This is a genomic window from Neobacillus sp. GCM10027624, assembly GCF_042675345.1.
Classification (GTDB): Bacteria; Bacillota; Bacilli; order Bacillales; family Cytobacillaceae; genus Neobacillus; species Neobacillus cucumis_D.
The window spans coordinates 249,827-274,142 of sequence record NZ_JBHTHD010000013.1; the positions used below are offsets into that span (position 1 = coordinate 249,827).

The following is a 24,316-nucleotide window of genomic DNA, read 5'->3' on the forward strand; positions in this document are numbered from 1 at the left end:
TATCGCAAAAGATAAACCTGCCTTAAGCGGCAGGTTTATTTGTGATCAGTCCCCCAATGGAACGGATCTCCTGTTATATTAGATATTTTCTCTCTTTCTTCTTACTTGCTGGACCTTCATTGCCACTATACCAGCTAATAGTAGAGCTAGTCCCATTGCGGCATAATTGTACATTGATGTTGCAGTGTCAGGTAACGAATTATCTGTTGCGGATGCAGGGCTCTTGCTGCTTTTATCAGCTGAATCAGATGCCGGGTGATCACTGCCATTATCTCCAGAGGTGTCCGTCTGATTGTCGCTTCCGCCATTCCCCGGGTTATCAGTAGAGTTGTCATTACCGGTATCACCAGGATTATCCCCAGGATTATTAGTACCGTCGTCTCCAGGATTTCCATTACTAGGATCATCGGAATTGGATTTAATATTGGTAATTTCAATGACCTTAACTTTTTGGACCCCTCTACCATCCAAAACATATACGGTATATTTTCCGTTTTCAGTTACATCAAACTGGTTATCGGTAATGTTAGTCCCATCATTGGCAAAATCATCAACCGTTTTTTCACCAGCAAGCCATTTCATCTCTAGAACTTCTTCTGCAGTGGTGGAAACTTTGATGGTCACTGGACCTTCTGTTTCCTCCATTGGCGAAGCCGTTAGGTCAAGGTTGAAATCAGGTGCAGGTGCCTGTTTAATATTGTTGATATCAATGATCTTTACTTTTTCGCGTTCATTCCGGTCCATCACATACACTGTATATTTGCCATTCTCCGTTACCTCAAACTGGTTGTTTTTGATCTCAGTTCCAGTTCCCTCGAAATCTGCCGTCGTTTTTTCTCCAGGCAGCCATTTCATGCTGGCAACTTCATTTGCTGTAGTAGAAACCGTTACGGTTACCTTTTCCGCTGGTTCTGTAGTCGATGGTGTTAGCGTAATATCAAAATCCTGAGGTGCCAGGGTTTTTAAAATATCATTAGCTAAACCAGCTAAGACTTGATGGCCAGTAGTATTTGGATGAATATCCCCAGGTAAAATTAATTCAGCTTGTCTTCCATCAAACGCGGAATAGGCATTAGCTACGTGGGCACCAAAGGTTTGCGCAAGAGGGTTGATAACTTGTGAATTCACAGCTGGGATAACTTTTTCACCAAGGTCATGTAAAGGACCTGCGTTGGTTCCAAATGGATTATATAGGTTGTAAAGAATAATTGGTGCATCAGGATTCACATTTTTAACCGTTGTGATTACCGCACATAGATTTGCTGGTAATTTTGAAATAGCATTCATTAAAGCAGCAGTTGCAGCATTAATTTGGTCCTGAGTTGGTAGTACCGGCGGGTTGGCTTTTAATTGATCTAATATTACTTTTACTTCCGGAAGTGACAATAAATCATTATTTCCGATATCCAAAGTAATCAAGTCAGCATTTTTAATTGCGTCCATATTCTCAGCTGTGCTCATTCCTGCTAATAAATCAGTAGTTTTCCAGCCAGGGGCACTAATATTTTTCAAGACCGTATATTCGTCAGTCCCAATTAGATAGGGAAATGCTTGTGAACGATCTTGAAGATTCCATCCATATGTAATCGAATCCCCTAAGGCAACAATACTTTTTTTATTGGTGTTTTCAGCAAAAACAAACGAAGAAAAGAAGGTATTTATTGCCAGCATTAATACAAATAAAATCGACAACTTTTTAAACTTCAATAAAAATTCCCTCCTATTATGTAATTTTTTCCTACCAGAACTATTATAGTTTCATATTTTCTGAATTTTCAACATTTATAATTCTACAAATTATGCAAAAGGTCCTATGACATAGGTAAGAGGGAGTGAGCAACCTGGAATAAAATATTCAAAAAAATTCGGTATTATCTGGTAAAATATAAATGGTAAGCGTTTTCAAACCATAGAGAGGTGATTGTGGGATGAACCATCCATATTTAACGGAAGATCATGAAATTTTCCGCAAATCTTTACGAAAGTTTTTGGACAAAGAAGCATATCCCTTTTATGAACAGTGGGAGGAAAATCGCCTTATTCCTCGTTCCCTTTGGACAAAAATGGGGGAGCAGGGATTTCTTTGTCCTGATTTAGAGGAGAAATATGGAGGGAGTGGGGTGGACTGGGGTTTTTCCATTGTCATTAATGAAGAGCTCGAACGCGTAGGATCCGGATTGGTGGGGCTTGGACTTCACAGCGATATTGTCATCCCCTACATCAACGCCTTTGGAACAGAAGAACAAAAACAGCGATGGCTGCCAAGGTGTGCTTCGGGTGAGCTGATTACAGCAATTGCGATGACGGAACCAGGGACAGGTTCAGACCTGGCTAATATTAAAACAACCGCAAAATTTGATGGAAATCATTATATAGTAAATGGACAAAAAACGTTTATTACCAATGGAATTCAATCGGATTTAATCCTAGTTGCTTGTAAAACCGACCCGAATGCCAAGCCAAAACATAAAGGAATCAGCCTTTTGATGGTAGAAAGAGGCAACCCCGGTTTTTCCAGAGGGAGAAAGCTGAACAAGGTTGGCTTGCATTGCCAGGATACTGCTGAACTTATTTTTGAAGATTGCAAGGTTCCAAAAGAAAATCTTATTGGTGAGGAAGGAAAAGGCTTCCTCTATATGATGAATAAACTGCAGCAGGAACGGCTTGTGGTGGCGATACAGGCCCAGATAGCAGCAGAGGTAATGCTAAAACTAACAATAGATTATGTAAAAAGCCGTGAAGCTTTCGGAAAGTCCATCAGCCAATTCCAAAATACCCAGTTTAAAATTGCAGAGATGGCGGCCGACATTGAAATGGGCAGGGCCTTTTTAGATCAGCTGATTAGAGAACATATCGAGGGGAAAAATGTTGTGACGAAGGTTTCGATGGCAAAATGGAAACTTACAGAAAATGCAAAGAAGATTGCCTCCGAATGTATGCAGCTGCACGGCGGCTATGGCTATATGGAAGAATACGAGATTGCGAGAAGATTCCGTGATATACAAGTATCCAGCATTTATGCAGGGACAAATGAAATTATGAAAACAATTATTGCAAAAAACCTTGGATTATAGAAAAGAGAGGTCGAAAATGATGCGGGAAGTAGTCATTGTAGAAGGTGTTCGGACACCTGTTGGAAAAAGAAATGGAGTATTAAAGGATATTCGTCCAGATGACCTGGCAGCATTAACATTAAAAGAATTAGTCAATCGAGCCGGGATAGATCCTGCCATTATTGATGATGTCATCCTCGGATGTGTCACACAGGTAAGTGAACAAGCAGGAGACATTGCCAGAGTCGCGGCATTGATTGCCGGATTCCCGATTGAAGTCCCTGGAACCACGATTGATCGCCAGTGCGGCTCAAGCCAGCAGGCTGTTCATTTTGCTGCACAGGCCATCCTCGCGGGAGATATGGATGTCGTCATTGCAGGTGGTGTAGAAAGCATGTCCCGGGTGCCGATGGGGTCTAGCTATAAAGGAGCTGGAGACCCTTTCAGCCCCAATTTAAGAAAACGATTTGAGATGATTCACCAAGGGCTCTCTGCAGAGCGGATTGCTGAAAAATACGGTTTTACCCGAAAAGAGCTTGATCAATTTTCACTCGAAAGTCACGAAAAGGCATTGCGGGCACAAACTGAGGGCTATTTTGAAAGAGAAATTTTTCCGCTTGAAGTAACACTTCCTGATGGCACAAAAATAGTTATTAGGGATGACCAGGGGCCAAGAAAAGGAACTTCTTTAGAGGCACTTGCCGGACTAAAAACCTCCTTTGTTGAGGATGGGGTTATTCATGCGGGAAATTCCAGTCAAATCAGCGATGGTGCAGCAGCCCTTTTACTTATGTCCCGAGAAAAGGCAGAGGAGCTGGGGTTAAAACCTCGTTTCCACGTTCATACCCGTGTTGTCGTTGGGTCGGATCCAACCTTGATGCTGACAGGGCCTATCCCGGCCACCCAAAAGGCATTGGAGAAATCAGGTCTATCCATTGATGATATTGATATTTTTGAAGTCAACGAAGCGTTTGCGCCGGTACCAATGGCCTGGTTAAAAGAAACAGGTGCGGATCCGGCTAAGCTGAATCCAAATGGGGGTGCGATTGCTTTGGGTCATCCATTGGGCGGCAGCGGGGCAAGGTTAATGGTGACGATGATACATGAGCTTGAACGATCAGGCGGCCGTTATGGTTTGCAGACTATGTGTGAAGGGCATGGGATGGCAAACGCGACCATTATTGAAAGGTTAGACTAATATTCTGGAGGAGATTGTATGGGGACGACGATTGGCAAAGTTTTCGATTTGACAGTTAAAAAGTTTCCGAATAAGGAAGCGATTTATGATGTGAGAAAAAATGTTCGTTTCACTTATAAAGAATGGAACGAACAAGTGAGCCGCCTTGCGAACGCACTCTTAAAGGAAGGGGTAAAAAAAGGCGACCGCGTCTCAACTTTTCTATTTAATACCGAAGAATTAGGGACTGCCTTTTTTGCCTGCGCGAAAATCGGTGCTGTCTTCAACCCGATTAATTTTCGGTTAACTTCTGAGGAAGTTGCTTATATTTTAGTGGATGCCTCCCCAAAGGTTATTCTTTTTGAAAATGCTTTAGAGCCTGTCATTGCCAACATCGAGAACCGTTTCCCAGCCATCTCCTTCTGGTATATTGATGATGATCCGCCCATCTATGCAAAAAACTTTCATGAACAGCTTGATGCGGTTTCATCCAAACTTGTACAGGTGGAAGTTGATGAAAATGATCTATATGCGATTATGTACACAAGCGGGACAACCGGCAGACCGAAAGGGGTAATGCACAGTCATCGGAATATGATCGAGCAGAGTATGCTGGTGATTGCGGCCAAGAAGTATGAAGCGGAGGATGTAGGTCTTGTGACGGCACCGATGTTCCATTGTGCCGAACTTCATTGCGCCTTCCTGCCAAGGGTTCATTCGGGCGGCCGTAATGTGATTCTGCACCAATTTAGTCCCAAAAAAGTTCTTGAATTAATCAGTCAGGAAAAAATCACAAAATTTTTCGCTGCCCCAACGATGTGGAATATGCTTCTTCAAGAGGATTTAAGCCAGTATAATCTTGAAAGCTTGAAGCTTGGATTATATGGAGCTGCTCCAATGGCGCCATCTCTTGTCCATGCCTGTCATGAACGTCTCGGGATTTCGTTAGTGCAAGCGTACGGGATGACTGAGATGGGTCCGGCAATTACCTTCTTGTCTGAAGGTGACCAATTACGGAAAGTTGGCTCTGCTGGCCAGGCCAGTTTAAATCATGAGGTTCGGATTGTTCGTACTAATGAGGATGGTCCATCCGACCCGGACGATGTCCTGCCTCCAGGCGAACCTGGTGAAATTATTGTAGAAGGTTCGTGCATGATGCTTGGTTATTTTGGCCGGGAGGAAGCGACTGAAAAAGCAATGTATAAGGGCTGGTATCACTCAGGGGATATTGGCTATATGGATGAAGAAGGCTACCTTTTTGTGAATGATCGTGTGGACGACATGATTATCAGCGGTGGGGAAAATATTTACCCGCGCGAGGTAGAGGACGTTTTGCATGCGCATATCGGAGTACTCGATGTCGCAGTAGTCGGGCAGCCGGATGACCGCTGGGGTGAGACGGTAACTGCTTTCGTTGTGAAAAAAGAGGTTGCTGTCACCGAACAGGAGTTGGATGATTACTGCAAGAATAGCGACAAATTAGCAAACTATAAACGGCCGAGAAAGTATGTTTTCTGTGAGGCGCTGCCGCGGAATGCCAGTGGGAAAATCCAAAAGTTTATTCTACGGAAACAGTTAGAGGAGCTGTTTGCTCAAGGGGCTTCATTGGGTAGGGCTCAACAATAATAAAAAAGGTTGTCAAAAAGCGGCTTGGCTTTTTGACAACCTTTGATTTAAAAAAAATGATGAAAAACAGCGGCAATCGACCGGGCTAAAAGGTGAAAAAAACCTACAATTAATCTCCATATCAGACCTAATATCCCCTCAAAAATACATTCGAGGATTTCTTCAAATACATAATGGCGAATCTTTTTCTTGTGTTTTTTCTTTTCTTTAAATGGTTTCATCTGTGATGCCCTCTTAGGTCTTTGATTTACTTATATTGTAATGGATTGTCTCATTAAAAAAAATACCCATTAATTGTAACTTCACTCTACATCAAGTTCTGTCCAAAAAAAGCTCCTTATATGACTATAGAATTCGATGCTCAAAAACTCGTATAATGGAAATACGAGTTTTTTTAATAGAAAGGAGTGACTAAGTTTGTTTCAACAAGCTCTTCCTATATTAGAAACGTATTTCGGGTACAAATCCTTCCGTAAGGGTCAAGAGCAGGCGATCCGCTCTGTATTAGAGGGAAATAATACGATTTGTGTAATGCCGACCGGAGGTGGTAAATCGATTTGCTATCAAATCCCAGCAATGGTGCTTCCGGGAACAACCATCGTCATTTCACCGCTGATTTCCTTAATGAAAGACCAAGTCGATGCTCTTATCCAGGCAGGAATTCCTGCGACATTCATCAACAGTTCCCTAAGCTATAACGAAGCAAATGAGCGAATACGGGAATCTAAACAGGGGAAATACAAGCTTTTATACATAGCACCAGAACGCCTGGAATCTCAGGAATTCATTGAGGACCTTAAACAAATGGAAATTCCGTTAGTAGCTGTTGATGAAGCCCATTGTATTTCACAATGGGGACATGATTTCCGCCCAAGCTACCGTCATATCCAACAAATGGTCAGCATACTTCCAAATAAACCAATTGTCATTGGCTTGACGGCAACGGCAACTCCAAAAGTTCGTGAAGATATTTGCACACTGCTTAAAATTGATGAAGAGAACACGGTAATGACAGGATTTGAACGGGAGAACCTCTCTTTTTCTGTTATTAAGGGTCAGGATCGTTTTAAATTTCTTATTGATTATATTAAAAAAAATGAAAAGGAAACCGGGATTATTTATGCCGCAACCAGGAAGAATGTCGACCAGCTTTATGAAAAATTAAAGAGGGAAAACATACAGGTCTCACGGTACCATGCTGGGATGGGAGATGTGGAACGCGCCCAAGAGCAGGATCGTTTTTTGAAGGATAAAGCCTCCGTGATGGTTGCTACATCAGCATTTGGAATGGGAATAGACAAGAGCAATATAAGATATGTCCTCCATTTTCAGCTTCCAAAAAACATGGAAAGCTATTATCAAGAAGCCGGGCGTGCAGGACGAGACGGTCTTGATAGTGAATGTATTCTTTTGCATTCCTCACAGGATGTGCAAATTCAGCGCTTCCTAATTGACCAATCAAGTGACCGCAGCCGAATGACGCAGGAATTAGAAAAACTGCAGCAGATGGTGGATTACTGCCACACCGAAAACTGCTTACAGGAATTTATTTTACATTATTTCGGGGAAACCGAAACTGAAGCATGCGGCAGATGTGGAAATTGCTTAGATTCCCGTTCGAGTGTGGATGTTACGAAGGAAGCACAAATGGTGTTGTCTTGTATTATCCGGATGGGGCAACGTTTCGGAAAAACACTTATTGCGCAAGTGTTAACAGGCTCAAAAAATAAAAAAGTAACCGATATGGGGTTTAACACGCTCACCACTTATGGAATCATGAAGGACCAAGGTGCAAAGGATGTCGGTGATTTCATTGAGTTTTTGATTTCACAAGAATTAATCGCGATTGAACAGGGAACCTTTCCAACACTTTATGTTCCGCCCAAGGGGAAAGAAGTTCTTTTGGGAAAACAGCAGGTTCACAGAAGGGAAATTGCTACTGTTAAGCAAGTATCGATAAGCGATCCATTATTTGAAGAACTACGTGAAGTCAGAAAAAGAATTGCCGAGGCGGAAAAAGTACCGCCATTTGTCATTTTTTCAGATGCAGCATTAAAGGATATGTGCGCCAAAATGCCGAAATCCAGTGAAGCGTTTTTACAAGTAAGCGGTGTTGGTGAAATGAAGCTGAAAAAGTATGGTCTCGATTTTATTCAGGCAATTCGTGAATTTTGTGAGGCGCATCCCGATTACCAAAGTGAGCTCATAACTGAAGCACAACCGGCAAAAAAGCCTACGAAAAAAGCAGTAGGGGATTCCCATTTGGAAACCCTTAAACTTTTTCAAAACAACTTATCTTTAAAAGAGATTGCAAAACAGAGAGATTTATCTATTAGTACTATCGAAAACCATTTAATTCAATGTGCTCAGCAGGGATTAGGGGTTGAGTTTTCAACGATTATTCCTTCTGAATACGTTCATTTATTGGAAAAAGCGGTAGAAGAAGCAGGTCGTGAGCGCTTAAAGCCGATTAAGGAGCTTCTGCCGGACGAAGTCAGCTATTTCATGATAAAGGGCTATCTTTATTTCATGAGTAAAGAAAAATAATCATATAGCTTTTTGTCGATATTTCCCGGGAATTTGAAAATAATGTAGATTTGAGGGGCCGCAAAAATAATTGATTGCGGCCTTTTGGGTCATGGTTTTCTTGCTAAGAGAATATCTTATGTTAGAATGGGAAAGGTTTTGAAAGACTGATAGTAAGGAGATTTATCATGCCAAATATGAAGAAAATTACCCCATTGTTTGATCCGTGGGAAGCTTATTTAGATGTTGAGCAATATGGAAAACTTCAGTTAAGTAATATTGAATTCACCACGACAACCCTTTGTAATATGCGATGTGAGCATTGTGCTGTAGGGTATACTCTACAGTCAAAGGACCCAGAAGCACTTCCCCTTGATTTACTGCTGCAGCGGTTAGAGGAAATTCCGATGTTAAGATCGCTAAGTATCACTGGCGGTGAGCCGATGCTTTCCCTTTCCTCGGTAAAAAATTATGTGGGACCCATTTTAAAATATGCTCATGAGCGTGGCGTGCGGACACAGATTAATTCTAATTTAACGCTGGATTTAGACCGTTATGAATTAATTATTCCATATCTGGATGTATTACATATTTCACATAACTGGGGAACGATAGATGACTTTGTAGAAGGAGGCTTTGCCAGAATGGAAAAGCAGCCTGAATACAGTCAACGAGAAAAATACTTTGAAAGAATGATAGAAAACAGCCGTGAACTCGTAAAGTCGGGAGTAATGGTATCGGCGGAAACGATGTTGAATAAACGGACATTGCCTCATTTAGAAAAAATTCACCGGCAAATTGTTGAGGAAATGCTTTGCCAGCGTCATGAAGTGCACCCGATGTACCCAAGTGATTTTGCCAGCAATCTTGAGACATTAACACTGGACGAAATTCGAGGGGCGATCCATCATTTACTAGACATTAGAGATGAAAATGTGTGGATGCTGTTTGGGACGCTGCCATTCTATCCTTGCAGCCATAACCAAGAGGATATGAATCTTTTGCGACGACTATACGAAAGCAAAAATGTTACCGTGAGAAATGATCCTGACGGCCGTTCACGTTTAAATGTAAACATTTTCAACGGTGATATTATTGTCACGGATTTTGGCGATACCCCGGCGCTTGGAAATATTCAAACGACAAGGCTTGAGGATGCCTATCAAGCTTGGCAAACTTCAAGTATCGCAAATGAATTGAATTGTCACTGTCCGGCGGTTTCTTGTCTTGGTCCGAATATTTTAGTGAAGAACAGTTATTATAAAGAGATTGATTTTACTAGTTTAGAAGCGAAAATAGCAAAATAGCGATTAGAAAAGGCCGTATGTTTTCACATGCGGCCTATGCTGTATGCTTTAAAAGCTTTGGCTGATAGTGGACAGCAGCAAATAAAATCAACCCACTAATAATAAGTAAGGCGCTTGTACTGATAAATACGGCGGAATATCCAAAAGTTCCGGAAATAAAACCACCGAGCATCGGTCCGATAATATTTCCGAAAAAACGAAAACTTGTATTATAACCAAGCACCTCTCCTTGCATTGCAATCGGTGCTTCCTGCCGGATATAAGCAATTCGAGTTGGAACCACGCCGCCGATTAAAACGCCAAGAACAAAACGGATGATAACCAGCTGCCAAAACTGTGTGACAGCGGCCCCTGGTAAATAGATTAGTCCCGCCGCCAAGAGTAGGGTAATTAAGATTTTCGTATAGCCGTACTTGTCCGAGATTTTCCCCCATCGTTTCGTCATCATCAAGTTTCCCAGGCCAGCTGCGGAGAAAGCAATTCCAGAATAAAATGCCACATTTGTTTTTCCGTGCAGGTCACTGACAAATAAAGAAAGAATCGGCTGAACACTAAAATGAGCAATCTGTTCAAGAGATGAAAGTAAAATAACCGTTAAAAAAACAGGGTTTTTTATGATATGCATTAAAACCTCTTTACTTGAGTAATGAGATTTCGTGCTTTTGTTGGCTTCAATGCGGAACTCTTTGGTGAATATAACCAAAAAGGCTGAAATGAAAATGGAAATAGATGTCCATTTAAAAGAGGTTGCATAGCCGAGTGAATCCGCTAAAACACCCCCAAGCATAGGACCCAATAAGGAACCGGTAATACTGCCTGTCTGAAGTGTCCCCAATACTCTTCCAGCAATATTTTTCGGTGTCTGAGTAGAAATGTATGCCTGAGACATGGAAATAAAACCAGAGAAAAACCCCATAAAGAAGCGGAGCATAAATAATTGAAAAACAGTGTGGGCAAACCCCATTAGTAAAATGGAGGTTCCCATTCCTACTCCGGAATAAATGAGAATTTTTTTTCTGCCAAACCGGTCGCCAACTTTTCCCCAAATAGGTGAGAAGATAAAAGCGGACACAAAGGTGATACCGAACGTTAATCCAGCCCAGTGCTGAACATATTTTTCTGAAAAGTTCCCCATCGACTCAATATATAGTGAAATAAAAGGCAGCACCATCGTCATGCTGCCGCCAACAAAAAAGTTGGCAAACCACATGATCCTTAGGTTTCGCTTTGCACTTTCCTGTTGATACACGATAATTAGCACTTCTTTCTAAAAATATTTCGTTTATCTAAATATTATAGTGCCGAATTTAATTTTATTACAATTAAAGTTTCATTAGAAATAGTTAAAGTTATTCTATTAAAAATATTCAAAACACTATTGACAATTTGATAATAGGAGTTAAAATAAGTTTATTATAAAAACTAGATTCATATAATATTGCGTTCTCTTATCAAGAGTGGCAGAGGGACTGGCCCTATGATGCCCAGCAACCGTTCCTAATCGGAATTGGTGCTAAATCCTGCAAAACAATTAGTTGTTTTGAGAGATAAGAGAGGAGAAATCCCTTTTACTAGTGATTTTAAACCTCTCTTTTCAGAGAGGTTTTTTATTTTTCAGAAAAAGGGACCCTCCAACTTGGTATAGGACAGCAATAGAAAAAAGGGGGAGCATGAAAGATGGGGGAAAATCTATTAAAAAGTACACTCGTTTCAGCACTAGCCGCTACACTGCTTTTAACAGGCTGTGCTTCCGGGGGTACAACAAAACAAGCAAGCGGAGACAAAAATGTTTCATTAAAAGGCGTACCAGCTGCATATGCCAAGGGAAATCATTTTAAAATTAAGGTCATCCGTAAAATCGGTGGAGACGATCATACAGCACAATTTTTAGCTGGTGCCAAGCAAGAAGGGGAAGCACTTGGCTTCCAAGTCGATGTATTTACGGCTAATGGAGATACTGCAAAATTCCATGATGCGATTAACCAAGCATTGGATCAAAACTATGATGGTTACATTATTTCGCATGGAGATGATGATGCAACCGTCAATGATGTGAAGAAGATTGTTGAAAAAGGGAAAAGCGTTGTTACCTTCGACTCAAATCCAAAACTAGCGGATGTGGATGGTGTCACGTTAACTTCTCAAGATGATGAAAAGCTAGCGCAATTAACCCTTAATCAATTAGTAAAAGATACAAACGGAAAAGCTAATATTGCATATCTTTGGGTAGACGGATTCCCGGCAATGGTAAGAAGAAATAAGATTTATCAAGATGTTCTTAAGAAAAATCCTGGTATCAAAGAGGTTGACCGCTTTGGAGTAGCCGCTGCTGATACAAGTGTCCAAACGCAAAATGCAGTTGCCGCGATGCTTAATAAATATCCAAAAGGCAAATTAGATGCGATTTTTGCTACATGGGATGCATTCGCAATCGGTGCCGCACGTGCCTTGAAAGAAGCAGGCCGTGAAGAAGTAAAAATCTATGGAATTGATGTTTCCAATTCCGATTTACAAGAAATTCAGCGCCAAGGTAGTGCTTGGAAGTCTACGGCTGCCGTTGATCCTAAATTGATTGGTGCCGTTGATATGAGAATACTAGCAAAGAAACTAGCAAAAGAAGAAACTCCAAAATCATATGACCTTGAAGCGTCGCTTGTATCTCAAAGTGATTTGCAAAAGTCTAAACAGCCGGTTAATATGGTCAATCTAGCAGATATAATACCGGGATGGGGTCAATCTACTGCATTTGAAGAGGATTGGATGAAGACTCTAAAAGATCATTATAAGAAATAAAGCAGTTCTGGTTACACTCTCTTTTTCAGTTGATGAAGAGAGTGTTTTCTTGAAAGGGGGATAACACGTTGGAAAAGACAACATTAGAAATGAGCAACATATCAATTGAGTTCCCTGGGGTAAAAGCGTTAAATCATGTTCATTTTTCAATGGAAACCGGAAAAGTACATGCTTTGATTGGGGCGAATGGTGCCGGTAAATCCACATTAATGAAGGTGCTTTCCGGTGCTTACGGCCACTATTCAGGTGAAATTGCGATGAATGGTCAAAAGCAGGACATTCGCACGCCAAAAAATGCACAAGATGCCGGGATTCAAATTGTTTATCAAGAAGTAGACACTGCACTTATCCCCTACTTAACGGTTGCCGAAAATATCATGCTGCTTGAAACAGTTCATAGTATGGGCAAAAAGCAGATAATTAAATGGAAGGAACTCCATGAAAAAGCGGCTGTAATATTAGCAGGCATGAACATTGAAATTTCTATGAAAAAGCTGGTTAGCGAGCTGTCACTTGCGGAAAAACAAATGGTTTTAATTGCACGGGCAATCTCCCAGCAATGTAAATTTTTAATTTTAGATGAGCCGACAGCACCGTTAAGCCATACCGAAACAACAGAGCTGTTCCGAATCATCCGGGATCTACAAAAACAAAATGTTGGGATTATTTTTATCTCCCACCGCCTTCCGGAAATATTCGGAATCTGCGATGAAATTACCATTATGAGAAACGGTGAATGGGTCGCGACAGAAAGAATAGCGGAAACAACGCAAAATAAAGTTGTGGAGAAGATGCTGGGCCAAAAGTTGGAGGAGCAGTTCCCCGAACTACCTACTCAAATTGGAAACATTGTTCTTGAGGTAAACGGAGTTTCAGATCAAGATAAAATCCGCGATTTAACGCTGCATGTGAAATCGGGAGAAATTGTCGGGCTTGCCGGATTAGTGGGGGCAGGAAAAACCGAACTATGTAAGGCGTTGTTTGGTTCGGAAAAATTGACCACGGGCGAAATTATTCTACATGGCAAAAAGCTGAAACTGCGCAGTCCACATGATGCAGTAGTGAACGGGGTAGCGTTAGTGCCGGAGGAAAGGCGCAAAGAGGGGATTCTAGTCCTTGAGTCCGTTGAAACGAATTTAACGGCTGCAAATTTAAACCGATTTACGAAAATGTTGGGTTTTGTTGATCGAAAAAAAGAGAAGGAAAATGCTAAACAATTTATTCAACGCCTTGGAATTAAAACGCCATCAGAGGAAACAAAGGTACAAAACCTTTCTGGAGGGAATCAACAAAAGGTTGCAATTGGGAAATGGCTCGTTGCCGAAGCGGATGTTTATATTTTTGACGAACCAACTAAAGGGGTAGATGTTGGCGCAAAGAAGGATATTTTTGATTTAATTGCAGAATTGGCGAATCGCGGGAAGGCCATTCTTTATGCAACTTCAGAGCTTTCCGAAATCATCGGCATCACGAATCGGGTCTATTGTTTATATGATGGACGGGCGGTAAAGGAATTGGAAACGAAATCAACAACAGAAGAAGAGCTTTTATTCTATTCAACAGGAGGCAGGTAATAATGGAAGCAAATATTACAACTAAGACACAAGAGAAAAAAGCATTTGACCTGTTTCACTTTTTTTATAAGTATGGAACGATCATCACGATTGTTGCCCTTATCATTATTTTTTCCTCTGTTAATTCAAATTTTATTCAAGGAAGCAATATCGTTAATATTCTTCGTTCGATTTCAATTGTAACGATTATTGCGATTGGGATCACAATATCGTTATCCGTTGATGGGTTCGACTTATCAGTTGGGTCCGTCGCTTCGCTTTCCAATGCTATCGTGATTACGATGTTTGTTTGGTTTTCACAAAATACATTGGTTGCGATTATCTCAGCAATTGCCGCTTCTATTGTGGTCGGGGCCCTGAATTCCTTCATGATTGTAAAAATGCGGATTCCGGATATGTTGATGACGTTGGCGACGATGTTTATCATTCAAGGGACTGCGTTAACTTATACAAAAGGGGCAACCGTTTCGCAAAATATGGTGATGCCGGATGGAACAATGGCGGAAGGTCTTATTAGTCCGTTTTTTGCAAAAATTGGTGAGGTTCCGTGGATTATCATCATCATGGCTGTTGCAGTTTTAGTTGTTCATATTTTTCTAAACTATACGAAGCATGGACGCTACATGTATGTGATTGGCGGGAATAAGGAGGCAGCGAGGCTTTCAGGGATTCCGGTTAATAAGTATAAGGTGGCAGCCTACCTGCTTTCAGCACTTTTTGCTTCGATTGGCGGGATTGTTCTTGCCTCTCGTGTCATGACATCGGAGATCAATTCTGGGGCACCGTATTTGATGGACTCTGTTGCCGCTGCCTTTATTGGTTTTTCTGTTCTTGGGGCGGGAAAAGCGAATGCATTTGGAACCTTTATCGGAGCTGTTTTGATTGGGATTCTTCAAAACGGACTCGTCATGTTGTCTGTTCCTTATTATGCAATGGATATCGTCAAAGGAACAGTTTTAGCCTTTGCGCTGGCGATTACGTATTATAAGCAAAAATCTTAGAGGATTGTAATGGACCTTTTCGTGTTGGCGAAGGGGTCTTATTTTTTTATAAATTGGCACAATAAGGGGATAGGAGGGATTCTATTGGAAAACTATGAAGCGTTTTTGCGGAGTAAAAATTGGGTAGACAATGATTTGGATGCAAGGTACATCAATGTAAACCATCCCTATGCCATTTTAATTTCCGGTGATGAAGGTCAAGTTACCTTAAGAGGGAATACAGGCACCGATAATGGGCAGAACGGGGAAGAGATTTTCAGTTTCAATTCTTTAATAGAGCTCCAGGAATGGTTTGAAAACAATATTGGTGAGTGACTTTTTCTGCTGGGGTAAGCCGCTAGTCACGAAAGAGGTCGATGAAGGACGAAATTGTTGGAGAAATGGTGAAAACATTCTTCATAAGAGGGATGAAAGCCGAAATTGTTGGAGAAACGGTGAAAACGTCCTTCATAAGAGGGATGAAGGACGAAATTGTTGGAGAAACGGTGAAAACGTCCTTCATAAGAGGGATGAAGGACGAAATTGTTGGAGAAACGGTGAAAACGTCTTTCATAAGAGGGATGAAGGCCGAAATTGTTGGAGAAACGGTGAAAACGTCCTTCATAAGAGGGATGAAGGACGAAATTGTTGGAGAAAAGGAGAAAACGTCCTTCATAAGGTTGATGTAGGCCGAAATTTTTGGAGAAACGGTGAAAACGTCTTTCATAAGAGGGATGAAGGCCGAAATTGTTGGAGAAAAGGAGAAAACGTCTTTCATAAGAGGGATGAAGGCCGAAATTGTTGGAAAAACGGTGAAAACGTCCTTCATAAGGTCGATGAAGGCCGAAATTGTTGGAAAAATGGTGAAAACATTCTTCATAAGAATTGAAGATTGCTTATTCACTTGATTTTGATTTAAACTGTAATTTATCTGAATGTTAAAGGATAAATGGAGAGATTGAATGGAAAATCAAGCATCACAAACCTATGAAATTATGGAAGTATGTCTTCTTGCAGGGAAAATCATGCTCCAGAGCGGCGGGGAGACCTATCGGGTAGAAGATACAATGATGCGAATTGCCGCTGCCTTTGGGATAGAAAATTCACATAGTTATGTAACGCCAACAGGGATCATTTTTTCAGCAGAAGGATCAGAGCCTACGAAGACGAAACTTATTCGGATTTCTGAACGATCTACAGATCTAAAGAAAGTCGCGATGGTCAACAGTATTTCACGCAGAATTAGCAGCGGAGAAGTAAGCCCAAAAGAAGCGCTAAAATTACTAAAGGAGCTTAACTCGTTAACCTTAACGTTTCCGTTTATGGTTCAAGTGGCGGCAGCTTCCTTGGCAAGCGGCTGTTTCATGATTATGTTTAACGGGGGCTGGAATGATTTCATCCCGGCCATGATTGCAGGCGGTCTTGGCTATTTGAGTAATATTTACTTTCACCGTTTTGTACCTATTAGGTTCTTTTCTGAGTTTTTAGCTTCCTTTGTAATCGGTCTGCTTTCCTTTATATTTGTAAAAATTGGAATCGGTCAAGAGTTGGATAAGATCATCATTGGCTCTGTTATGACCTTGGTTCCCGGACTATTAATTACCAATGCAATCAGGGATTTGATGGCCGGCCATTTAGTATCAGGTTTGTCAAAAGGGGCGGAAGCATTCTTAACTGCCTTTGCCATCGGATCAGGTATTGCAATCGTCCTGTCATTTTTATAAAAGCAAGGAGGGCAGAGGATGAATATTTTAGCCCAATTAATTACGAGTTTTATTGCAACGGGTGCCTTTGGAATTATCTTTAATGCTCCTAAGAATATGTTAATAAAATGTGGTCTGATTGGCATGGGAGGCTGGCTTATTTACTATGTCATTGAAGATTATTTTGGGGATGCAGTTTTAGCGACCTGGATAGCAACAATATTTATTGCCGTGGTTAGTCATGTACTAGCGAAATTTTACAAGACTCCTGTGATTATTTTCAGCGTAGCCGGGATTATTCCTCTCGTTCCCGGAGGACTTGCTTATGATGCGATGCGCAATTTTGTGGAAAATGATTATAATCAGGCTTTAGGAAATGCAGCCAATGTTTTGATGTTATCAGGGGCAATTGCTTTTGGTTTAATTTTTTCAGAGGTACTAAACCAGGTTATTCGAAAAATAAAACATCAAAGGATGAAGCTTCGAGGATAAATTCTTTTGATATAAAATTGGCAAAGGCAGAGGACAAATGCCCTCTGCCTTTTTTGCTTTAACCCTCATTGGGGTTGTTATCGTAACTTGTGAATGGTTGCCAATGCTATCAGCCATCGCAAGGTAAAAATTTATTTAGATATGATTGTTTTTATATACCAATTGCCGCGGTTACTGTTCCACTGATGGTTTTCCCTAAACGACGTAAGCCCTACCTCTCTTACATCCTTACGGCTCCGAAGCCGATCCAGTGTGAATAGTTTCTATTAAAACATAAGCAGAATGCCAGAAAAAATTCTTACTTTGCGTTCTCTTCTAAATTCCAAGTTACATAATTTGTAAAGCACAAGACATTATTTTACAGGTGAATGTGGTTTTTGTCAAATATAAATTTGAAAAAGGCTAAATTATTACGATTCAGCCTTACTATGAGAAATGAGCCCTGTCTTAAAAATGACCCAATAACTTAGTATTATCACCCCGATTAGGCCCAGGCTAATAAAGACTCCCATTCTTTGAGTGGCATGAAGAAGACCCCCTGAGACTGCGATAATGATTAGGGCAATTCCTAAATAAGAGGTAAAAGGATATCCAAACATTTTAAAAGTTTTTGAAGTATCGCTTTTCCGCAATTTAATTTGGGACGAAAGAATAATCGTCCAGTTTAAAATCAGCATCACACCTGCGGCCGTTGTAATGTACTCGTATATTTTTCCCGGTAAAATAAACGATAGGCCAAGGGAGGCGGCTAAAGCAATACCCGTTAAAAACAATGCTTTCACTGGAGTACCTCGCCCGTTTTTCTTTGCCAGCCCTTTTGGTGCATCGCCATCTTGGGAAAGAGAGATTAAAATATTGGTGACGGAAAAAAGTGCACCAATCATGGTTGAAAATGCAGCACTAATAATAATGAAATTGAGAATGGTATCAATAAAGGGAATATGAAAAACAGATAAGGAAGTAACAAAAGGACTTTTCGATTCATTGATTTTCGTCCACGAAACCATATAAAGGACAAAGAAAATCGATAAAATATATACAGAAACTAGGGCGATCAGCATGCTGCTGCCGGCCTTTGGAACTTCTTTACGATTTTTCAATTCATTTGATGCAATTCCCATGATCTCTATTCCGCCAAAAGAGAAAAACACAAAGATTAAAGCAGACCACATTCCTTTCATTCCTGTTGGCAGCATATGGTGAAAGTCTGTAAATCCCCTTAAGGGAGACGTTGGCGGGGAAATGAAATGAAATAACAGAAAGGCACCAAAAAGAATAAAAATCACGAGCGTAGATAATTTAATCATTGCAAACGTCGATTCGATTTTTCCAAAGTTTTTAACCCCTAATAAATTGATTCCAAAGGCAATGACCACGTAGGAAACCGTAAAGATCCACAAGGCAACGTGAGGGAACCAAAATCGGGTAAAGGTTCCAAGCGCAACTGCCTCGCTTGACATGATAAACACACCGGATAACCAATACATCCATCCAGAAACAAAACCCATTGAGTTCCCAAAGGCATTTTTTGCATAGGTTCGAAACGAGCCGGGCTGAGGGTCCCTGACGGTCATTTCTGCAAGCGCGCTAAAAACAAAAAAGGCCGTAAACCCAGCAATTAAGTAATTAAATAAAATGGAAGGACCGGCTGTTTTAATGGATAGACCTGTTCCAAGAAAAAAGCCAGCTCCGATGACCGAACCGATTCCAAGAAGAGAAAGCTGCCACCAAGCGAGTACAGAGGATTTTCCCTTTTCCTGATTTTCTGATTTTTTATGGGCAACCGTCTGCTTTATCACCTGATCATTGTGCATATAAACTCCCCTTTCTGACATCATATTTCGCTGATAGCATTCCCTGAATAAGGCTTTTCATGAAAGGAATAAGCTTTTAGGAATGAACGATATTTTGTATATACCCAAAAATTTTCCTCTAAAGCGACTTAGGAGAGATCCTTTTTAAAAATATAAACCAGTGCAGGATTTTCCAATGATATAATACTCTTAGCAAAATAAGGAAAGTGGATTGGTTACAGAAATCCTCAAAGAAGGTAGAAATGCCTTCTTTTTAGGTGGAAAAGGAGGGGGACACATGCTGTTTTTTCGAAGGCTGTTTCTAACAGCTTCCCGGTATCGATACCGGATTGTCCTTATTTTTACTATTCTTTTTATTTTTATCAATGCTGAAGTTATGAGGGTTATTGAGCCTAAAACCTTTGAAAGTACTTTGCATGCTGTATGGTGGATCTTAACAACGATGACCACTGTTGGGTATGGAGATGTGTATCCATCTACCCCATTAGGGAGAATTTGGGCAATGGTGATTGTTTATACGGCGGGTATTGGTTTATTTGGAACGGTGATTGGGATGATTGTCGACAGCTTATCCCAAATCAAAAAAATGAAGGAGGAAGGAAGAATGGCATTCAGAGGGGAGGATCATTTCGTTATTATTGGTTGGACAACAAAAAGTAAGAATACCATCCAAGAACTTTTCCTAGGCGGACCTAAAACGGAGATTGTCCTGATTGATGAGTTAGAGAAAACACCTTATGAACATGAACGGTTTCATTATATTCAAGGAAGTCCAACGGATGAAGAGACATTAAGAAAAGCGAAGATTGAAAAATCGAAAGCTGTCTTGTTGTTTGCATCAGATGGGATTACGAATCCGGATTTGGCTGATGGGAAAACCTTGCTTGTTGCCTCTTCCATTGAACGATATGATGAGGACACGGAAAAAAATATTTACACGATTGCTGAGATTTTGAATGAAAAGCATGTGGGCAATTTTAAACATGTCAAAATTGATGAGTTTATTTTATCGCATGAATCGGTCTCCAATCTGATGGCAAAGTCTGCTCAGAATAAGGGAGCAAGTCATCTGTTTACCCAATTGCTGAGCCGTCAGGACGGGGATGAAGGCAGTGATCTTTGGGAGATAGAGGTCAACCCGAAATGGATAACGTACGGTGAGGCATATGAATCCCTTAAGGAAATGGGGGCACAGCTTATTGCTGATCGGAAGGATTTAAACATTCTTAAAAAATGGAATGAGCCGATTCCAAAAGAGGCCCAGTTATTTGTGATATGTGATCGAAAAACATTTCAGAAGCTATAAAAAACAAACGCATCTAGAATTAGATGCGTTTGATTATTAGTACGTCAAACAGCCTGCGATGACAAGCCCAATTGAAACCGATAAAAACATCAGAAAAAGTCCAACTGCTTGATTATCTTCTTCAATACTTTGCATTACATTGAAACGCGGCGTGAGCCATTCCGCTAAATAAAACACAATAATCTGTGCCAAAATTCCGACTGCCCCCCACAAAGCCATATCCGTAAGGGAAATGGAATTAGCAACAGTCGAGTATAGGACAATTGCAAGACCTAATACTCTTCCTCCGAGCACATAACTAGCAGCTTTATTTCCCTTTGCCATTAAGGAAAATTCCTTAACCTTCGTTGTGATTTCCATTAAAAATAGCCCCACCAGCAAAAGAACAAGTGAAACGGCTAAATAACTCAAAAAACTTACCATAAACAATCCCCCTAATTTTTAATGCCCACTGGTAAGAAATAAGATTCATTTCCAGTGATTTTTCCGCCGGCGCGTATCCCGATACTGCTCGGTTTACCGCCGATCAAGAAGGACCCAAACACATAAGAAAGTTCCTCCATGCCCTTTTCTGTTTCAAGGGTAACAGTTGGAAGCGGTGCATATGCTTGATAAATGGGCAGTTCATCCGCATAGGTTTGAAAAGTATTTTGTACTTTAACAGAAGAATTCTTATCCCAAATCGTCACGGTGTCCCCTTCTCTCCCAAACGATGGCTTTTGAACAAACTCCTGGTTTCCAATAAAAGCATCCGGCTCCAAATAGGTTGGCAGCATATATTTTTTAACCCAGCATTGTTCTTCTTCCGTATAAAACGCTCTATTCTCGGTAAGTCCCCAAATTAAGCTTTGAATGGATTTAGGCTGAAGCAGAAAAGCCGAAACTGGGTTTAAAATTGCAATTTTTCCATCTTTGGCAAGCTGCAATAATTCAATCCCGACATAATCCCCCGTTCTTGGATCACGGTCCTCCACCAAGTGTTCAAGAGGATAGGTTTGACGGTACAGAACATCAATCGGAATACCGTCAGAATCAAGTAAGGCATCTTCCGTTATACTAAGCTCAGACATTGGTAAAATCTTATTCTTAACTTGGCAGAGCCCGCCTAAATATTGAGTTGTATTCCAATCCTCTATATGGTCGTCATGAGCTGTAAAGACAATATTTGCTGATGAATTCCTATTTGTTGCATCAAGTACTGCCCTCGTAATTCCGGAGGAAAGAAGGTCTTCTTGTCTGCGATTAGGGTCATGATATCCAAAATCCGTGCAAACTTTTCCATTGATTTGAAAGCATTCAGCGATAAACGTCGGAGTATCACTATTGAACTCAAGCATTTTGAATCCACTTTTGGTTAAAGCAAAATCAAATCTTCCGATAACTGTTTCAGGATAAAGAGTCTTCATCCGGATGAATGGCAAACAGGAATGTGGGAAACCAAGCTCGAGAAGCTGTTCATCGGGTAGAGTACGAAGAAGCCTAGCTGTTTTGAAAAAGATCTTCCCCATCCGTTCTGTTGCTTCACGAAGAAGCATACGGGTTTGTTCTGTGATTTCAAAAATATGGTAGAGACTATATTCTCCCCCATACAGGTCTGACCAAAAGGTAGGAAAGTTTGAATAAAATTGCTTTCGTTTTTCTTTATAAATGGACATACTTACCCTCCAAATCCGCCTCTTGAACCGCTCCCAAACCCGCCTTTAAAACTGGAGGAGGATTTATAAGATTTATAGGCAGATGATTTATGAAGAGCTGACTTGCTCTTAAAGAAACTTCCCCCGTGGTAATAATGATGATAATAGCCTGAATGGGTATCATCACACTGCCAAACACCTTGATCGTCATCCCATTCCCAATCGGCACAACGCTTATCATCCGGTTTAGGCGGCAGGTCCTGTGAACACCCGGATATGGTTCCAGCTACTAGAGAGGTAAGAACCCCCGTTATTAACCATTGTGTTTTTCTCACTGTCTCACCCCTTTTTAATCTATTTTTATTATAGAAGGAATGGTGAGGAAAACAATGGTAAAATTGAAACAAAAAAGAAAGAGGGATGAGGATGCGGCTGGAATATCGCCTTGACGACCAGGATTTGAACTATCCTGCATTATGGAGCTACCAGGACTTACCGATAACGGAAGCTGTAGCAAGAATGACATGTGACTTTTTTGTCAAAGAAGGCCGGACGTATGCCGTAACGGCCACTGCCATGGATCCCGATGGTATGGCGGTTCTTTATGTTAAAAAAGAAGATTACGTAAACGAAGGAACAGAGCAGAGCTATTCCTATATCGGTTTTGAGATTAGAGAACTTAGCCCATCAGGGACAAAGCTTTTAGAAAGCAAAGAATTATGGGGACATGAAGAAGTGTTGACCAGCCTGCATTCGGATTTTATTTATATTCAAAAGGATGGGATGTTTCTCGAATTTGCTTTAGATTCAAGAGAAATTGATGAAGACCGAAAATGCTATATTTACTATGGGAATTTTACTGGCAAGAGTCGTTAACCGCAAAAAAGTATACCTCATGTAAAAAAATTCTTCGTTTTAAAGGAAAGGAGAAATTTTTGTCGAATAACTGAGAATATAGTTGGTTTTTGGGGGAATACGGCGATGCTGGCGGAAAGACTTCTATTGAATTTGTTAATCACAATTGCACCAGTCCTAATTTATAGCGTTCTTTCAGACAAAAATAGTAAAATGAACTCTCCTATTCTTAGCGGTACGCTGCAAAGTTTAGTTGCCCTAACCTGTATGATTTTTACACATGCAAACTATGGATTTCATTGGGACCTCCGTTACGTCCCTCTCGTCCTATCTTTTCTTTACGCGGGACCGAGAGCCGGAGGGATGGTTTTCGGAACCCTTGTTGTGACTCGAATCATTATGGGAGGAAACACCATATATTTTGGGCTCGCCAATACGCTGTTAACTGCTTTACTATCATTTTTAGCTGCGAAACGATTTTGGAAATTACCTCCTAATAAAAGGGTGCTTATTTCAAGTGTAATTGGCTGTTGGCCCCTGCTGCTTTGCTTTGTTTCATTTAATACCTACCACTATTTTCAAGGGGCCCCACTCAAAATAGTACTTAATATTCCTGATATTATTCTTATCGGATTTATACATACTCTTGCCATTATCATCACTTCAAAGCTAAGTGAAAATGTGATCGAACGAAATAAAATGAGAGAGGAAATTATCCGGGCTGAAAAGTTAAATACGTTGGGGGAACTTGCTGCCTCTATTGCCCATGAGGTGCGGAATCCATTGACCGTTGTGAAGGGATTTTTACAATTGATGCAAAAAGAGGAACAGGGTAAAAATTATGAATACTTTTCCCTTGTTTTGAGTGAATTAGGACGTGCTGAATCAATTATTAATGATTATCTAAATTTCGCGAAACCTAAATTTGAAAAATTAGAGAAGTTTCAACTGGCAGATGTTCTCTCAGAAGTCGTTATGCTTTTGGATCCGCTTGCGGTAAAACAAGGGGTGACGCTTAAAAGTGAATTTAACCAAACTGCTTTCTCGCTGTTTACAGATCGGAATCAATTAAAGCAAGCGCTGGTTAATTTGATAAAGAATGCAATTGAAGCTACTCCAGAAGGAGGGAAGGTTGCGATTCAGTTCAAGTATGATCATCAAAATGCTATTATTTTGATAACAGATACCGGCAAGGGAATGACACATGAGCAGCTATCAAGGATTGGAACCTTATTTTATACGACAAAGGATAAGGGAACTGGACTTGGTACATCTGTTTCATTACGAATTATTGAAACCATGAATGGGAAGGTGTCCTACAAAAGTCAACCTGGAGTTGGCACCGAAGTAACGATGATACTACCTGCAGGTAAAAAGGAAGTCATAAACATATAAATAGTCTAACTGGCCCTTCAGACGAATGGTCAGTTTTTTTTATAACGAAAAAATTATTTCGGTAATAGAAATTATTATAAT

General features: G+C 40.7%; 23 protein-coding genes and 1 riboswitch. Of the genes, 16 read left to right on the forward strand and 7 right to left on the reverse strand.

Annotated elements, in window-relative coordinates; genetic code table 11:
- Positions 1-78: 78 nt before the first annotated feature.
- A complete protein-coding gene (locus ACFQZ9_RS22255) occupies positions 79-1,707 on the reverse strand; it encodes an SGNH/GDSL hydrolase family protein (RefSeq protein ID WP_498945461.1) in 1,629 nt (542 codons plus the stop codon).
- 221 nt (positions 1,708-1,928) lie between these two features.
- Here ACFQZ9_RS22255 and ACFQZ9_RS22260 point away from each other — a divergent pair, with 221 nt between their 5' ends.
- From ACFQZ9_RS22260 to ACFQZ9_RS22270, 3 genes are read left to right on the forward strand one after another with little or no spacing between them, the layout of a single operon-like run.
- Positions 1,929-3,074, forward strand: coding sequence for an acyl-CoA dehydrogenase family protein (locus ACFQZ9_RS22260; protein WP_498945462.1), 1,146 nt, complete (start codon positions 1,929-1,931; stop codon positions 3,072-3,074).
- A gap of 19 nt (positions 3,075-3,093) precedes the next feature.
- On the forward strand, positions 3,094-4,251 hold the full coding sequence (locus ACFQZ9_RS22265) for a thiolase family protein (RefSeq protein ID WP_498945830.1): 1,158 nt from the start codon (positions 3,094-3,096) through the stop codon (positions 4,249-4,251).
- 18 nt (positions 4,252-4,269) lie between these two features.
- Positions 4,270-5,856 (forward strand): fatty acid--CoA ligase, encoded by a 1,587-nt coding sequence (locus ACFQZ9_RS22270; RefSeq protein WP_498945463.1) that lies wholly within the window; start codon positions 4,270-4,272, stop codon positions 5,854-5,856.
- Positions 5,857-5,903: 47 nt separating this feature from the next.
- Here the strand turns inward: ACFQZ9_RS22270 and ACFQZ9_RS22275 are convergent, their stop codons facing one another.
- Positions 5,904-6,077, reverse strand: coding sequence for a hypothetical protein (locus ACFQZ9_RS22275; RefSeq protein WP_198311550.1), 174 nt, complete (start codon positions 6,075-6,077; stop codon positions 5,904-5,906).
- A gap of 196 nt (positions 6,078-6,273) precedes the next feature.
- Between ACFQZ9_RS22275 and recQ the strand changes: the two genes are divergently transcribed.
- Entirely contained in the window at positions 6,274-8,403 is a 2,130-nt protein-coding gene (gene recQ, locus ACFQZ9_RS22280) for a RecQ family ATP-dependent DNA helicase (RefSeq protein WP_498945464.1), read from the forward strand.
- Positions 8,404-8,570: 167 nt separating this feature from the next.
- Positions 8,571-9,689 carry a radical SAM/CxCxxxxC motif protein YfkAB gene (gene yfkAB / locus ACFQZ9_RS22285; protein ID WP_498945465.1) on the forward strand — a complete coding sequence of 373 codons (1,119 nt, stop codon included), beginning with the start codon at positions 8,571-8,573 and terminating at the stop codon, positions 9,687-9,689.
- A 34-nt stretch (positions 9,690-9,723) separates the two neighbouring features.
- Here the strand turns inward: yfkAB and ACFQZ9_RS22290 are convergent, their stop codons facing one another.
- A complete protein-coding gene (locus ACFQZ9_RS22290) occupies positions 9,724-10,899 on the reverse strand; it encodes an MFS transporter (protein ID WP_498945831.1) in 1,176 nt (391 codons plus the stop codon).
- A gap of 235 nt (positions 10,900-11,134) precedes the next feature.
- Positions 11,135-11,243, forward strand: a riboswitch (SAM riboswitch).
- 123 nt (positions 11,244-11,366) lie between these two features.
- Here ACFQZ9_RS22290 and ACFQZ9_RS22295 point away from each other — a divergent pair.
- The 8 genes from ACFQZ9_RS22295 (at position 11,367) to ACFQZ9_RS22330 (ending at position 17,231) form a co-directional block, all read left to right on the forward strand.
- Positions 11,367-12,482: a sugar ABC transporter substrate-binding protein gene (locus tag ACFQZ9_RS22295; protein ID WP_498945466.1), complete on the forward strand. Its 1,116-nt coding sequence runs from the start codon at positions 11,367-11,369 to the stop codon at positions 12,480-12,482.
- Between the two features lie 89 nt (positions 12,483-12,571).
- Positions 12,572-14,056, forward strand: a complete 1,485-nt coding sequence (locus tag ACFQZ9_RS22300; protein WP_498945832.1) for a sugar ABC transporter ATP-binding protein — start codon at positions 12,572-12,574, stop codon at positions 14,054-14,056.
- Positions 14,057-14,058: 2 nt separating this feature from the next.
- Positions 14,059-15,057 (forward strand): ABC transporter permease, encoded by a 999-nt coding sequence (locus ACFQZ9_RS22305; protein ID WP_498945467.1) that lies wholly within the window; start codon positions 14,059-14,061, stop codon positions 15,055-15,057.
- A gap of 84 nt (positions 15,058-15,141) precedes the next feature.
- Positions 15,142-15,372, forward strand: a complete 231-nt coding sequence (locus ACFQZ9_RS22310; RefSeq protein ID WP_498945468.1) for a hypothetical protein — start codon at positions 15,142-15,144, stop codon at positions 15,370-15,372.
- Between the two features lie 41 nt (positions 15,373-15,413).
- Positions 15,414-15,725: a hypothetical protein gene (locus ACFQZ9_RS22315; protein WP_498945470.1), complete on the forward strand. Its 312-nt coding sequence runs from the start codon at positions 15,414-15,416 to the stop codon at positions 15,723-15,725.
- A 21-nt stretch (positions 15,726-15,746) separates the two neighbouring features.
- On the forward strand, positions 15,747-15,944 hold the full coding sequence (locus tag ACFQZ9_RS22320) for a hypothetical protein (RefSeq protein WP_498945471.1): 198 nt from the start codon (positions 15,747-15,749) through the stop codon (positions 15,942-15,944).
- A 54-nt stretch (positions 15,945-15,998) separates the two neighbouring features.
- Positions 15,999-16,760, forward strand: a complete 762-nt coding sequence (locus ACFQZ9_RS22325) for a threonine/serine exporter family protein (RefSeq protein WP_198311557.1) — start codon at positions 15,999-16,001, stop codon at positions 16,758-16,760.
- Positions 16,761-16,778: 18 nt separating this feature from the next.
- Positions 16,779-17,231, forward strand: a complete 453-nt coding sequence (locus ACFQZ9_RS22330; protein WP_198311558.1) for a threonine/serine exporter family protein — start codon at positions 16,779-16,781, stop codon at positions 17,229-17,231.
- 410 nt (positions 17,232-17,641) lie between these two features.
- On the opposite strand, the gene ACFQZ9_RS22335 is transcribed toward ACFQZ9_RS22330, so the two are convergent.
- A complete protein-coding gene (locus ACFQZ9_RS22335) occupies positions 17,642-19,045 on the reverse strand; it encodes an amino acid permease (protein ID WP_498945472.1) in 1,404 nt (467 codons plus the stop codon).
- 277 nt (positions 19,046-19,322) lie between these two features.
- On the opposite strand from ACFQZ9_RS22335, the gene ACFQZ9_RS22340 reads away from it, so the two are divergent.
- The gene (locus ACFQZ9_RS22340) at positions 19,323-20,351 is read left to right on the forward strand and encodes an ion channel (protein ID WP_498945473.1); all 1,029 of its coding nucleotides are present in this window, start codon (positions 19,323-19,325) and stop codon (positions 20,349-20,351) included.
- A 36-nt stretch (positions 20,352-20,387) separates the two neighbouring features.
- Here the strand turns inward: ACFQZ9_RS22340 and ACFQZ9_RS22345 are convergent, their stop codons facing one another.
- From ACFQZ9_RS22345 to ACFQZ9_RS22355, 3 genes are read right to left on the reverse strand one after another with little or no spacing between them, the layout of a single operon-like run.
- Entirely contained in the window at positions 20,388-20,774 is a 387-nt protein-coding gene (locus ACFQZ9_RS22345) for a DUF350 domain-containing protein (protein ID WP_198311561.1), read from the reverse strand.
- Positions 20,775-20,785: 11 nt separating this feature from the next.
- Positions 20,786-22,006 (reverse strand): glutathionylspermidine synthase family protein, encoded by a 1,221-nt coding sequence (locus ACFQZ9_RS22350; RefSeq protein WP_498945475.1) that lies wholly within the window; start codon positions 22,004-22,006, stop codon positions 20,786-20,788.
- Between the two features lie 2 nt (positions 22,007-22,008).
- On the reverse strand, positions 22,009-22,320 hold the full coding sequence (locus ACFQZ9_RS22355) for a hypothetical protein (protein WP_498945476.1): 312 nt from the start codon (positions 22,318-22,320) through the stop codon (positions 22,009-22,011).
- 91 nt (positions 22,321-22,411) lie between these two features.
- Here ACFQZ9_RS22355 and ACFQZ9_RS22360 point away from each other — a divergent pair, with 91 nt between their 5' ends.
- Both ACFQZ9_RS22360 and ACFQZ9_RS22365 read left to right on the forward strand, forming a co-directional pair.
- A complete protein-coding gene (locus tag ACFQZ9_RS22360) occupies positions 22,412-22,861 on the forward strand; it encodes a hypothetical protein (protein ID WP_498945478.1) in 450 nt (149 codons plus the stop codon).
- A gap of 105 nt (positions 22,862-22,966) precedes the next feature.
- Positions 22,967-24,235: a sensor histidine kinase family protein gene (locus ACFQZ9_RS22365; RefSeq protein ID WP_498945479.1), complete on the forward strand. Its 1,269-nt coding sequence runs from the start codon at positions 22,967-22,969 to the stop codon at positions 24,233-24,235.
- Positions 24,236-24,316: the final 81 nt, after the last annotated feature.